Consider the following 13,261-nt stretch of genomic DNA (forward strand, 5'->3'; position numbering starts at 1 on the left):
CTTCTACTATGAGGTGAACCATTGTCACCGCGATGCGAGGAGTCACGCACCCCCATGATCAACCACGAAGTACGCACCCACCTCTCCGCCGAAGAATTCCCGATCGAGGAGCACCTGGCCTACAAGGTGGCCAAGGTCGCCGCGGACGCAGTCGAGGTCCCGGAGGACACCAAGGAGATGATCATCAACCGGATCATCGACAACGCCTCCGTCGCCGTCGCCTCCTTCGCGCGCCGCCCCGTCACCTCCGCCCGCGTCATGGCGCAGGCACACCCCGTCACCGAGGGCGGAGCCCCGGTCTTCGGCGTCGACGGCAACTATTCTGCGGAGTGGGTCGCCTTCGCCAACGGCACCGCCGTGCGCGAGCTCGACTTCCACGACACCTTCCTCGCGGCCGAATACTCCCACCCGGGCGACAACATTCCGCCGATCCTCGCCGTGGCCCAGCACAAGAACCTCGACGGCAAGGCCCTGATCCGCGGCATCGCCACCGGGTACGAGATCCAGGTCAACCTGGTCAAGGGCATCTCCCTGCACGAGTTCAAGATCGACCACGTCGCGCACCTCGGCCCGTCGGTCGCGGCTGGCATCGGCACCATGCTCGGCCTCGACGTCGATACCATTTACCAGGCCGTCGGCCAGGCACTGCACACCACAACCGCCACCCGCCAGTCGCGCAAGGGCCTGATATCGTCCTGGAAGGCGTCCGCCCCGGCTTTCGCCGGCAAGATGGCAATTGAGGCCGTCGACCGGGCGATGCGCGGAGAGGGCGCGCCCGCCCCGATCTGGGAGGGTGAGGACGGCGTCATCGCGTGGCTGCTGCACTCTCCGGAGCGCACCTACGTCGTGCCGCTGCCGGCCGACGGCGAGGAGAAGCGCGCCATCCTGGACACCTACACCAAGGAGCACTCCGCGGAATACCAGGCGCAGGCCCCGATCGACCTGGCCCGCCGCATGAAGGCCACGATTGCCCAGGAGGGCAAGACCACCGCCGACATCGAGTCGGTGGTCCTGCACACCTCGCACCACACCCACTACGTCATCGGTACCGGTGCGAACGACCCCCAGAAGATGGATCCGACCGCCTCGCGTGAGACCCTCGACCACTCGATCATGTACATGTTCGCTGTGGCCCTCGAGGACGGTACCTGGCACCACGTCGACTCCTACACCCCGGAGCGCGCGGGCCGCCCGGAGACCGTCGAGCTGTGGCACAAGGTCTCCACGGTGGAGGACCCGGAGTGGACGCGCCGCTACCACTCGACCGACCCGAATGAGAAGGCCTTCGGCGCCAAGGCGTTCATCACCTTCTCCGACGGCACCGTCATCGAGGACGAGATGGCTGTCGCCGACGCCCACCCGCTCGGCGCCCGCCCCTTTGGCCGCGAGGACTACATCCGCAAGTTCCGCACCCTGGCCGAGGGCATCGTTTCCCCGGAGGAGCAGGAGCGCTTCCTCGCCGCCGCGCAGGACCTGGAGAACCTCACCGATTTGCGCGAGCTCAACGTCCGCGTCACCGACGAGGCAGCTGCGCAGGCCCCCGAGACACCGGCAGGCATCTTCTGATGTTCGCTCCAGTAAAGACGCCCCACGAGCGTCGTCAAGCGTTGCGCGACTCACTGAACTCGCCCACGATCACCAAGTTGCCGGGCGCTTTCTCCCCGCTGGTGGCGCGGTTGATCGAAGACATCGGCGGATTCGAGGGCGTGTACGTTTCCGGCGCCGTCGTGGCAAACGACCTCGGACTGCCCGACATCGGCCTGACCACCTTGACGGAGGTCGCCGCCCGTTCGCGCCAGATCGCGCGGGTAACCAACCTGCCCGTGCTTGTCGACGCCGACACCGGCTTCGGTGAACCCATGAGCTCCGCGCGCACCGTCTCCGAGTTCGAGGCCGCCGGCGTGGCCGCCCTCCACCTCGAGGACCAGGTCAACCCCAAGCGCTGCGGCCACCTCGACGGCAAGGAGGTCGTGCCCCGCGACCTCATGCTGCGCCGCATCACCGCGGCCGTGCGCGAGCGCAGCGACGATGCTTTCGTCATCTGCGCGCGCACCGACGCCGCCGGCATCGAAGGCATTGACGCCGCGATCGAGCGTGCCAAGGCCTACGCCGACGCGGGCGCGGACCTCATCTTCACTGAGGCGCTGTACTCGGAGGCCGACTTCGAGAAATTCCGCGCCGCCGTGGACATCCCGCTGCTGGCCAACATGACCGAGTTCGGCAAGACCGACCTTATCCCCGCCGGCCGCCTCGAAGAACTCGGTTACAACGCGGTGATCTGGCCGGTAACCACGTTCCGCACCGCGATGGGACAGACCGAGGCGATGCTGCGCGAGATCGCCCAGACGGGCACCCAGGAAGCGTGGCTGGACCGCATGCAGCACCGCTCCCGCCTGTACGAGCTCGTTCGCTACGACGAGTACAACCAGTTCGACCAATCCGTGTTCACCTATTCAGTGGACACCTACAGCCAGAAGTTCGAGAAGTAGAGAGGATCCACCATGACTGAGCAGGAAGTGCGCAAGGGCCTGTACGGCGTCATCGCCGACTACACGGCGATCTCCAAAGTCAACCCCGAAACTAATTCGCTGCTGTACCGCGGCTACCCGGTGCAGGAACTGGCCGACAACGTCAGCTTCGAAGAGGTGGCGCTGTTGCTGTGGAACGGCGAGCTGCCCACCGACGCGGAGCTGCAGGAATTCTACGCCAAGGCGCGCGCGCGGCGCGGGCTTGACGACGAGCTGATCGGCGTGATCGAGGCCATGCCGAAGGATTGCCACCCGATGGACGTGGTGCGCACGGCGGTGTCCTTCCTCGGTTCGCGCGACGAGCACAAGTTCACCCGGGACGCGGACCACATCCGCGATGTCGCGCTCACGCTCTTGACCAAGCTGCCGACCATCGTGGCGCTGGACATTCGCCGCCGTCGGGGCGAGGGCTACATCGAGCCGGATGCCAACCGCGGGTACGCCGAAAACTTCCTGTGGATGGTGTTCGGCGACGGCGAGGGATCGCCGGCCACCATCCCCTCCGACATTGAGGCGTTTGAGAAGTCGATGATCCTCTACGCGGAGCACTCCTTCAACGCCTCGACCTTCGCGGCCCGCGTGATCACCTCCACCAACTCCGATACCTGGTCCGCCGTCACCGGCGCGATCGGTGCGCTGAAGGGCCCGCTGCACGGCGGCGCGAACGAGTTCGTGATGCACAACCTCGTCGAGATCGGCGACCCGGCCAAGACCGAGGAGTGGACTCTGAACAAGCTCAAGAACAAGGAGCTTGTCATGGGGTTCGGCCACCGCGTGTACAAGAAGGGTGACTCGCGTGTGCCCACCATGGAGGCCTGCTTCAAGAAGCTGGCCGCCGAGCACCCGGAGAAGGACGCGGCGAAGTGGGTCGAGATGTACGACATCATGGCCAAGACCATGTACGACAACACGTCGATCCACATCATGCCTAACCTGGACTTCCCGGCCGGGCCGGCCTACTACATTCTCGGTTTCGGTATCGAATTCTTCACGCCGCTGTTCGTGATGGCCCGCATTACCGGCTGGACCGCCCACATCATCGAGCAGTACAGCAATCCGACAATCATCCGCCCGCTGGCCGCCTACAACGGGCCGGACGAGCGCCACGTGCCGGAGAAGTAGCTCAGCACGCTAAGACCCGGTCCCCGCTGTTCACGGGGACCGGGTCCTTTCTTGTGCGGCTTAGGCTTCGTCCTCGGTGCCCGCTACCTCGGCGTTGAGCTCACCCATGAGGTGGTCCACTGCCACGTGGGCGTGGAGGCGCACGCCGTATTCGAGTGCGTCGTCGTTGACGTAGAACTGCGGGCTGTGGTTAGGCACCATGCCGCGGCTTTCGTCGCCGACCTTCTCCACCTTCCCGTCCTGCGTGAACGCGATGTCCTGGCCGCCGAGGAGGGCGTAGACGCCGCCGAAACGGGCGATGAACTCGGAGACGTCGTCGTAGCCCATCGACGGCGGGATCTCGACAACCGGCTTGTCGCCAGCCACGCGCTCATAAGTTGGGAGAATAGCGTCGATCCATTCGGGCGCGTTGACCACCGGCGGGATCTCGTCCGAGAACTCAACCGAGCCCGTGCAACCGTGCGCCTCAGCGATGTTGGTGACGTAGCGCTCGATGCGGCGGTTGATGTCCTCAACGACGTCCGTCGTCAGTGAGCGCACGGTACCGTAAATCTCCACCTGCTTGCCCACAATGTTGAAGCGGCCTTGGTCGACAATGTGGCCGAGCGTGATCGAGAACCGTTCCTTCACGTCAATCTGGCGATAGATCTGCCCCATGTTGCTCAGCACGTCTCCCACAGCCGGCATCGGGTCAATTCCCTGCCATGGGGTCGAGCCGTGGACCTGTTCACCCACAATGGTGATTTTTACCGTCTCGGAGGCGGCGTTCTGAATGCCGCGTGCATACGTGATGGACCCCACCGGCGCCGGTCCGATGTGGATGCCAAACGCCATGGAGGGGGCGGGGTTGAAGAAACCCTGCTCATCCATTTCTTCGACCATCAGGTCCGCACCGCCGTCTTCGCCTGCCGGCGGACCTTCCTCGGCGGGTTGGAACACAAGCAAGATGTCACCGTTGATCTCGTCGCGCAGGCCATGAAGCACCTTGGCGGCACCGAGAAGCATCGCGACATGGGTGTCGTGGCCGCAGGCGTGCGCAATCGGGAATGGCCCACCGGGGTAATCCTGGTCCGTCTTCTCGGAAGCGAACTCTTCCCCGGAATCTTCCTTGACTGGCAAAGCGTCGGTGTCGGCCCGCAAGAGGATGGTGCGGGGGTCACCGTCGGTGTTGCCGCCCCGAATGTAGGCCACGACGCCGTGGCCGGCGATGCCGGAGACGATGTCGTCCCCGTCAATTCCGATCTCCTCGAGGCGCTCGAGGATGAACTTCTCCGTGTTTTCTTCGCGGTTCGACAGCTCGGGGTTCTGGTGAATGTGGTGGCGCCACTCGATGACATCCTGGGCCACCTCGGACGCGGCTGCGTCAATCTTTTCGTACAGGCCAGACAGATCGTTATCCGTCATGGTTCCTCCTCAGTGTGAAGTAGGGTCCGTGTGCGCGGGTCGTACGTATTCGTTTGAAAGTGCTCGATGACGTTCGACATCGAACAAAATCGAGCCTACGCCTGCTCGGGGCCGTTGGCAGGGGAGGGCAAAACCCCCGTATCCGCCTCACCACCTCCCGGGTGACCGTAGAATCGGGGGTGTTCATCCTCTCGCTTCCGGGAAAGGACCGGCCCACCGTGAATCAACCCCTTCCGCACTTCAACAAAGTTCTCGTGGCCAACCGCGGTGAGATCGCGGTCCGCGCGTTCCGCGCCGCCTTCGAGACGGGAGCGAAGACCGTCGCCGTCTATCCGCGCGAGGACCGCAACTCCTTCCACCGTCCGTTCGCCGACGAGGCCGTGCAGATTGGTGTCGAAGGCCAGCCAGTCCGCGCGTACCTCGACATCGACGAGATCATCAGTGCCGCGAAAAAGTCCGGCGCGGATGCTGTCTATCCCGGTTACGGGTTCCTCTCGGAGCGGGCGGAGCTGGCTCGTGCGTGCGCGGATAATGGCATCAGGTTCATCGGCCCCTCGCCGGAGACCCTCGACCTGACCGGTGACAAGGCGGCCGCGGTCCATGCCGCGGAGCGCGCCGGGTTGCCCACATTGAAGGATTCGGAGCCCTCGGACGACCCGGCTCAGCTTGCCGAGTACGCCAAGGACTTCGAATTCCCTGTATTCGTCAAGGCGGTCGCGGGCGGCGGCGGTCGCGGAATGAGGTTCATCGAGCGTCCGGAGGACGTCGAAAAGCTCGCTGCGGAAGCCTCGCGCGAGGCGGAGGCAGCATTCGGTGATTCCCGGGTCTACATCGAGCGCGCGGTGATTAACCCGCAGCACATCGAGGTGCAGATTCTTGCCGACGGCCAGGGCAACGTCATGCACCTCTTCGAGCGCGACTGTTCGCTCCAGCGCCGCCACCAGAAAGTCGTCGAGATCGCGCCTGCGCAGCACATCACTCAGGAGCAGCGCGAAAAGATCTGCGCCGATGCTGTGCGCTTCTGCCGGGAGATCAACTACGAGGGTGCCGGAACCGTCGAGTTCCTCGTGGATGAGCGCGGCAACCACGTCTTCATCGAGATGAACCCGCGCGTGCAGGTCGAGCACACCGTGACCGAGGAGGTCACCGGTGTCGACATCGTGCGCTCCCAGCTCTACATCGCCGCCGGCGCGACGCTTGACGACCTAGGACTGAGCCAGGACGGGGTCACCCTGACGGGCGCGGCGCTGCAGTGCCGCATCACCACCGAGGACCCGGCCAACGGTTTCCGCCCCGACTCCGGGCTGATCACCGGCTACCGCTCGCCGGGCGGCGCGGGCGTGCGTCTCGACGGCTCAGTCGGCGTCGGCACAGAGATCACCCCGAACTTCGACTCCCTGCTGGTGAAAATGACCTGCCGCGGCAAGGACTTCCAGATCGCGGTCGACCGATCCCTGCGCGCGCTCAACGAGTTCAGCGTCACCGGCGTCTCCACCAACATCGGGTTCCTGCGCCAGCTGCTCTCAGATCCGGACTTCCGCTTTGAGCGCATCAACACCAACTTCATCACCGATCATCCCTCCCTGCTCGAAGCGCCGGCGGCGGGTGACGAGGCCGGCCGCATCCTCGACTACGTGGCCTCCGTGACGGTGAACCAGCCGAACGGGCCACGCCCGACCAACATCGCGCCGTCGAAGAAACTGCCCGAGCTCAACTACGGCGATGTGCCGCGCGGCTCGCGCGACGACCTACTCGAGCTCGGCCCCGCCAAGTGGGCGGAAAAGCTGCGCGCCCAAACCGCCCTTGGCGTGACCGACACGACGTTCCGCGACGCCCACCAATCGCTGCTGGCCACCCGCATCCGCACCAACACGCTCATCGCCGCGGCGAAGCACGTCGGCCACCTCACCCCGCAGCTGACCTCGGTAGAAGCGTGGGGCGGGGCGACCTACGACGTGGCCATGCGCTTCCTCCACGAATCCCCGTGGATGCGTCTGGACGAGATGCGCGAAGCGCTGCCGAACGTCAATCTGCAGATGCTGCTGCGCGGCCGCAACACTGTCGGCTACACCCCGTACCCGGAAAGCGTGACCAAGGCATTCGTCACCGAGGCGGCACGGTCCGGCATCGACATCTTCCGCATCTTCGACGCGCTTAACGACGTCTCACAGATGCGCCCGGCCATCGATGCCGTGCTGGAGACCAACACCACCGTTGCCGAGGTGGCGATGGCGTACTCCGGTAACCTGCTCGACCCGAACGAGGACCTGTACACCCTGGATTACTACCTCAACCTGGCCGAAGAGATCGTCGGCACGGGCGCGCATGTGCTGGCCATCAAGGATATGGCCGGGTTGATGCGCCCGGCCGCGGCGACCCGCCTCGTGGGCGCGCTGCGCGAGCGCTTCGATCTGCCGATCCACGTGCACACCCACGACACCGCGGGCGGTCAGCTCGCGACCTACCTCGCCGCCGCGGCCGCCGGCGCCGATGTGGTCGACGTCGCCTCCGCACCGCTGGCGGGCACGACGTCGCAACCGTCGATGTCCGCGCTAGTAGCGGCGTTCGCCAACACCGAACGCGACACCGGCCTCTCGCTGGAAGCCGTGTCCGACATGGAACCCTACTGGGAGGCCGTGCGCCAGGTCTATGCCCCCTTCGAGTCCGGCATTCCCGGCCCGACCGGCCGCGTGTACAGGCACGAAATCCCGGGCGGCCAGCTTTCGAACCTTCGCACGCAGGCCAACGCGCTGGGCCTGGGCGACCGCTTCGAACTTATCGAAGACTACTACGCCGCGGTGAACGAGATCCTCGGGCGCCCGACGAAGGTGACGCCGTCGTCGAAGGTCGTGGGTGACCTCGCCCTGCACCTCGTGGGCGCGGGCGTGGAACCGCACGTCTTCGCCGAGAACCCCCGCAAGTTCGACATCCCCGAGTCCGTCATCGGGTTCCTCCAGGGCGAGCTGGGAACCCCTCCCGGCGGCTGGCCGCTACTGCGCGACAAGGCGCTGGAGGACCGCACCGTGGTCGACCGCACCGTCGAAGTGCCTGCCCAGGCCGCTGAGGCGTTGGCCTCCGACGAATGCAAGGTACGCCGCGCCACGCTGGACAAGCTGCTGTTCCCGAAACAGTACGAGGAGTTCGTGGAACACCGCCGCACCTACGGCATCACCGACCAGCTCTCCGACAAGACCTTCTTCTACGGCCTTGTCGAGGGCGAGGAAAACCTGATCTACTACGGGGAAGTGGACGAGGAAAAGACGCCGCTCGTGGTGCGCTTGGAGGCGATCGGCGACGCCGACGATAAGGGAATGCGTCAGGTCATCCTCACCGTCAACGGCCAGGTCCGCCCGCTGCGTGTGCGGGATGAAAGCGCGGAGTCCTCCGTCGCGGAGGTGGAAAAAGCGGATTCATCGAACCCGGGCCACGTCGCCGCGCCATTCGCCGGTGTAGTCAACGTGACAGTCGCCGCGGGCGACGAAGTGAAGGCCGGCGACCAGGTGGCCTCTATCGAGGCGATGAAGATGGAGGCGGCGATCTCCGCTCCGAAGGACGGCACCGTCGAGCGCGTGGCGCTTACCCAGGCGACGAAGGTTGAGGGGGGAGACCTCGTGGTGGTGATCAGCTAGAGATCCATCGCCATTGTCGCTGCACCCGTGCCTGTGTCTGAGAATCCGAACACTTCGTAGCGGTGCCGGGCGCGCGGGTTCTCCGGATCGACCCAGAGGGCGATGCGCTTGGCGCCTTGCGAGCGGGCGAGTTCGCAAGCAGCGTCGAGAAGCGTGGCCCCAAGCGCGTTGCCGGCGAACCGGTTCTCAACCGCAATGGCCAGTTCCGGCACATCCGGGCCGAGGTTGGCGTGGCCCTCCTCAGGGGTTTTCCAGTAGCGCAGCCACACCCCGCCGGCGGGAGTGCGGTAGGAGTCAAACGCAATGACGCCCCCGTCGCGCTGGGGGTCCCAGTCATCCACGTAACTTTCGACGCCGCGAACGGCGTCGTCGGAAAGTTCGCCGTCTTCGTCTCCAAACACGTCAGCTAGAAAGTTCAGGCGCTGGAGGTAGGTTCGATCGGATTCAGTCGCTGGGTGGAGGGTAAAAGCCATGCGCCCCACACTAGGTGCAGGGCGCGAAGGTTTAAAGGCGTCTAGCTACTTCAATTCCATGAGCACCGCTCCCTTGTTCACCTGCCCGCCTTCTTCCGCGGCGAGGCCGGTGACCGTGCCTGACTTGTGTGCCTTGACGGGGTTCTCCATCTTCATGGCCTCCAAGATGAGGACAACATCACCCTCTGCGACTTCGTCGCCTTCGGAGACGTTGACTTTGATGACGGTTCCCTGCATGGGGGCGGCAACGGCATCGCCGGAGGCAGCCACCTTGGAACCGGAGGAGCGGCGCTTCTTCGGTTTGCGGCGCGCGCCGCCGCCGAGCACGAGCGATTGGGGGAGTGCGATCTCGATGCGGCGGCCGTTGACCTCCACGGCAAATGTTCGAGTGCCTTCGGCTTCCTCACCCTCGTCGCCGCCTGACTCCGAGTAGGCGGGGATTTCGTTCACCCACTCTTCCTCAATCCAGCGCGTGTAGACGTCAAAAGAATCCCCGTTGCCGGTAAATGCCGGATCATTCAGCACGGCCTGATGGAACGGGATGACCGTGGGCAGGCCATTAACTGTGTACTCGGCCAAAGCACGCTTGGAGCGTTCGATAGCCTCCTCTCGGGTCTCACCGTGGACGATGAGCTTAGCCAGCATGGAGTCGAACTGGCCGCCGATGACGGAACCGGCACGCACGCCTGAATCCACGCGCACACCCGGGCCCGTAGGCTCGGCGTATTCTGTGACGGTTCCCGGCGCGGGCACGAAGTTCGACGCAGCATCTTCGCCGTTGATGCGGAACTCGATGGCGTGGCCGCGCGGGGCCGGATCCTCGGTGAAGCGCAGGGTCTCACCCTCGGCGATGCGGAACTGCTCACGCACGAGGTCGACACCCGCGGTGACCTCGGTAACGGGGTGCTCCACCTGCAGACGGGTGTTGACCTCGAGGAAGGAGATCAAGCCGTCGGCACCGACGAGGTACTCGACGGTGCCAGCACCGTAGTAACCGGCCTCGCGGCAGATCGCCTTGGCGGAGGAGTGGATGCGCGCACGCTGCTCGTCCGTCAGGAACGGGGCGGGGGCCTCCTCGACCAATTTCTGGAAGCGGCGTTGCAAGGAGCAGTCGCGCGTGCCCATAACGACCACGTTGCCGTGCTGGTCCGCCAGCACCTGGGCCTCCACGTGGCGGGCCTTGTCCAGGTAGCGCTCCACGAAACACTCACCGCGGCCGAAGGCGGCGACGGCCTCACGGGTCGCGGACTCGAAGAGCTCCGGGATCTCCTCGCGGGTGTAGGCGACTTTCATGCCGCGGCCGCCGCCGCCGAAAGCGGCCTTGATGGCGACGGGCAGGCCGTGCTCGTCGGCGAAGGCGATGACCTCATCCGCGTCGGCCACCGGGTCTTTGGTGCCCGGCGCCATCGGCGCGTCTGCCGCCTTTGCGATGTGTCGCGCGGTGACCTTGTCGCCTAGGGCGGCGATGGCCTCCGGCGGCGGGCCGATCCAGGTCAATCCAGCGTCGATCACGCGCCTTGCAAACTCGGCGTTCTCGGAGAGGAAGCCGTAACCGGGGTGGACCGAATCCGCGCCGGAGTCGGCGGCAGCCTTGAGGATCTTGTCCATGTTCAAGTAGGACTCGCCAGCGGTGTTACCCCCGAGCGCAAATGCTTCGTCGGCGAGCTCGACAAACGGGGCCGTGGCATCAGGTTCGGCGTAAACCGCCACGGAGGCGATGCCCGCGTCCTTTGTGGCGCGGATAACGCGAACGGCGATTTCACCGCGGTTGGCGACGAGCACCTTCTTCAACTTAGACACGACTTGAGTTCCGTCCTTACTGCGACAATTTCGGCACTATCGGTTCAGCTAGGTATAACCACATTACGCGGGGCAATGTTACAGTCGCCCCGTGCGAGGTGAAACTTAGCTTCCACAAACTTACTCCACCGTAGGTTAGTCCACAAAGCGTTCGATGGGGACACCGACCAAGTTTCCCCACTCGGCCCAGGAACCGTCATAGAGCGCCACACGCTCGAAGCCTAGTGCGTAGCGCAAGGTGTACCAGGTGTGCGCGGCCGCGCCCCCGAGGTCGCAATACGTCACTGTGGCCTCGGCGCGGTCGAACTGCGCGTACGCCGCCTCGATGTCAGCTCGAGACTTGAAGCGCGCGTTAGGGTGCACTGCGTTGCCCCACGGAACGTTCACGGCGCCGGGGATGTGGCCGTGGCGCAGGCTAATCGACGGGCCGTCAGGCGGGGTGCCGGCATACTGCTCCGGCGCGCGGGCGTCGATAAGCTGCGGCGAGGGCGAGGTACGGAAGTCGGTGACGAATTTGCGGATTGCGTCGTCATCGCGCTCCACAACGGGGTACTCCACTTCCGGGAAGGAGGGGACCGCGTACGAAGTGTCGCGCTCCTCTCCCATCCAGGCGTCGCGGCCGCCGTCGAGAAGCCTGACGTCCGGATGGCCGAACAGCTCGAATACCCATGCAGTATAGGCCGCCCACGAGTTCGCGCTGTCGCCGTAGACGACGATGGTGTCGTCGCGGGAGATGCCACGTGATCCCATGAGCTGGGCAAACGCTGCACCGTCGATGAAATCGCGTCGGACCGGGTCGTTGAGGTCACGGTGCCAGTCGATGCGCAGCGCGCCGGGGATGTGGCCGATGTCGTACAGGACCGCGTCCCCGTCCGACTCAACCACCTTCAGACCCTCGACCCCGAGGCGCGCGGAAAGCCATGCCGCCGAGACGAACTTCTCGGGGTGGGTGAACTCCTGAAACAGCGGATGCGGGTCGTGCTCGATGCCCATGAGCCACCTTTCCTCGGGCGCGTTTGATACGGGTTCCCACCTTACCTTTTTCGGGTAGGCGCATTGCCGTGGGTCAGTGGTGCGGCCCGGGGATGTGGTGCTAGTTACTGAATGCCCGCTCGCCGAGCAACGGATACGAAAGCACCATAAACTCCCTGAATAGAGGTGGTCCGCCGCCCATTCCTAAAGCTTTTCCTGCCTGACTAACTGCAGAAAGGTGCTCACATGCAAAAAGCAATCGTCGTCTTCGAGGTCGAGGGCGGTTCCGACAAGTACTTCGACGGCCACCGCAAAGACACCATGCCTATCGTCAACGCCATCAAGGAAAAAGGTTGGCACGCCGAGGTTGTCTTCTTCCGCCCCGAGTGGAGCGAGGACCTCTACACCTACGTTTCCGAGAACTTCGACGCCTACATCTCCCGCGTGAACCCGGGCAACATCCCGGGCGGGGAGAAGGGTTACTTCGAGCTTCTGTCCAAGCTCTCCGACGCCGGCCTAGTCGGCATGTCCACCCCGGAAGAGATGGTCTCCTACGGTGCCAAGGACGCGCTGGTCAAACTCAACGACACCGACCTCGTCCCGTCCGACACCGCCGCCTACTACGACGTGGAGTCGTTCCACGAGACATTCCCGGTCTCCCTGTCCTACGGCGAGCGCGTGCTGAAGCAGAACCGCGGCTCCACAGGCTCCGGCATCTGGCGCGTCCGCCTCGCCGACAAGCAATTGGCCGAGTCCGTCGAGCCGGGCACCGCCCTGCCGCTGGAGACCAAGCTCAAGTGCACCGAGGCCGTGGACAACCACACCGAGGAGCGCGAGCTGGGTGAGTTCATGGACTTCTGTGACCAGTACATCGTGGGCGACAACGGCATGCTCGTGGACATGCGGTTCATGCCGCGCATCGTCGAGGGTGAGATCCGCATCCTGCTCGTCGGCCCGCACCCCGTCTTTGTCGTGCACAAGAAGCCGGCCGAGGGCGGCGACGCGTTCTCCGCCACCCTGTTCTCGGGCGCGAAGTACACCTACAACAAGCCGGAGGAGTGGCAGGAGCTCGTCGACATGTTCGCCGACGCCCGCCCCGTGATCGCCGACAACCTCGGAGGCGACAACATCCCGCTGATTTGGACCGCGGACTTCATGCTTGCCGACGACGACGAGACCGGCAAGGACACATACGTCCTCGGCGAGATCAACTGCTCCTGCGTCGGGTTCACCTCGGAGCTGGACATGGGCATCCAGGAAATGGTGGCAGATGAGGCCATCAAGCGCGTCGAGGAGAAGCACTCGGCGTAGGCGCACGTTGTCGCTCGGCCGC

General features: G+C 64.9%; 9 protein-coding genes. 5 read left to right on the forward strand and 4 right to left on the reverse strand.

Annotated features, from left to right (window positions below; genetic code table 11):
* The first annotated feature begins 54 nt into the window (after positions 1 to 54).
* Genes prpD through G7Y29_RS02190 form a run of 3 tightly spaced genes read left to right on the forward strand, consistent with a single transcriptional unit; the run spans position 55 to position 3,650 of the window.
* Positions 55 to 1,566, forward strand: coding sequence for a 2-methylcitrate dehydratase PrpD (gene prpD, locus G7Y29_RS02180; protein WP_165003688.1), 1,512 nt, complete (start codon positions 55 to 57; stop codon positions 1,564 to 1,566).
* Entirely contained in the window at positions 1,566 to 2,489 is a 924-nt protein-coding gene (prpB, locus tag G7Y29_RS02185; RefSeq protein WP_165003690.1) for a methylisocitrate lyase, read from the forward strand. Before prpD ends, prpB begins: the two co-directional genes overlap by 1 nt.
* Positions 2,490 to 2,501: 12 nt before the next feature.
* The gene (locus G7Y29_RS02190) at positions 2,502 to 3,650 is read left to right on the forward strand and encodes a bifunctional 2-methylcitrate synthase/citrate synthase (RefSeq protein WP_165003692.1); all 1,149 of its coding nucleotides are present in this window, start codon (positions 2,502 to 2,504) and stop codon (positions 3,648 to 3,650) included.
* A 60-nt stretch (positions 3,651 to 3,710) separates the two neighbouring features.
* On the opposite strand, the gene G7Y29_RS02195 is transcribed toward G7Y29_RS02190, so the two are convergent.
* Positions 3,711 to 5,054 (reverse strand): M20 metallopeptidase family protein, encoded by a 1,344-nt coding sequence (locus tag G7Y29_RS02195; RefSeq protein ID WP_165003694.1) that lies wholly within the window; start codon positions 5,052 to 5,054, stop codon positions 3,711 to 3,713.
* 218 nt (positions 5,055 to 5,272) lie between these two features.
* On the opposite strand from G7Y29_RS02195, the gene G7Y29_RS02200 reads away from it, so the two are divergent.
* Complete coding sequence (locus G7Y29_RS02200; protein ID WP_165003696.1) at positions 5,273 to 8,683, forward strand: pyruvate carboxylase; 3,411 nt, start codon at positions 5,273 to 5,275, stop codon at positions 8,681 to 8,683.
* Here the strand turns inward: G7Y29_RS02200 and G7Y29_RS02205 are convergent.
* The 3 genes from G7Y29_RS02205 to G7Y29_RS02215 form a co-directional block, all read right to left on the reverse strand.
* The gene (locus tag G7Y29_RS02205; protein WP_165003698.1) at positions 8,680 to 9,156 is read right to left on the reverse strand and encodes a GNAT family N-acetyltransferase; all 477 of its coding nucleotides are present in this window, start codon (positions 9,154 to 9,156) and stop codon (positions 8,680 to 8,682) included. The two genes, G7Y29_RS02200 and G7Y29_RS02205, sit on opposite strands and share 4 nt — an antisense overlap.
* 45 nt (positions 9,157 to 9,201) lie before the next feature.
* A complete protein-coding gene (locus G7Y29_RS02210) occupies positions 9,202 to 10,956 on the reverse strand; it encodes an acetyl/propionyl/methylcrotonyl-CoA carboxylase subunit alpha (RefSeq protein ID WP_165003700.1) in 1,755 nt (584 codons plus the stop codon).
* Positions 10,957 to 11,091: 135 nt separating this feature from the next.
* Positions 11,092 to 11,949, reverse strand: a complete 858-nt coding sequence (locus tag G7Y29_RS02215; RefSeq protein ID WP_165003702.1) for a sulfurtransferase — start codon at positions 11,947 to 11,949, stop codon at positions 11,092 to 11,094.
* Positions 11,950 to 12,174: 225 nt separating this feature from the next.
* Here G7Y29_RS02215 and G7Y29_RS02220 point away from each other — a divergent pair, with 225 nt between their 5' ends.
* Entirely contained in the window at positions 12,175 to 13,239 is a 1,065-nt protein-coding gene (locus G7Y29_RS02220) for a Cj0069 family protein (protein WP_165003704.1), read from the forward strand.
* Positions 13,240 to 13,261: the final 22 nt, after the last annotated feature.

This window comes from Corynebacterium qintianiae (assembly GCF_011038645.2).
Taxonomy (GTDB): Bacteria; Actinomycetota; Actinomycetes; order Mycobacteriales; family Mycobacteriaceae; genus Corynebacterium; species Corynebacterium qintianiae.

Coding starts and splice junctions, on each gene's coding strand:
- prpD (WP_165003688.1), top strand. CDS start 55: ATGATCAACCACGAAGTACGCACCCACCTCTCCGCCGAAGAATTCCCG.
- prpB (WP_165003690.1), top strand. CDS start 1,566: ATGTTCGCTCCAGTAAAGACGCCCCACGAGCGTCGTCAAGCGTTGCGC.
- G7Y29_RS02190 (WP_165003692.1), top strand. CDS start 2,502: ATGACTGAGCAGGAAGTGCGCAAGGGCCTGTACGGCGTCATCGCCGAC.
- G7Y29_RS02195 (WP_165003694.1), bottom strand. CDS start 5,054: ATGACGGATAACGATCTGTCTGGCCTGTACGAAAAGATTGACGCAGCC.
- G7Y29_RS02205 (WP_165003698.1), bottom strand. CDS start 9,156: ATGGCTTTTACCCTCCACCCAGCGACTGAATCCGATCGAACCTACCTC.
- G7Y29_RS02215 (WP_165003702.1), bottom strand. CDS start 11,949: ATGGGCATCGAGCACGACCCGCATCCGCTGTTTCAGGAGTTCACCCAC.
- G7Y29_RS02220 (WP_165003704.1), top strand. CDS start 12,175: ATGCAAAAAGCAATCGTCGTCTTCGAGGTCGAGGGCGGTTCCGACAAG.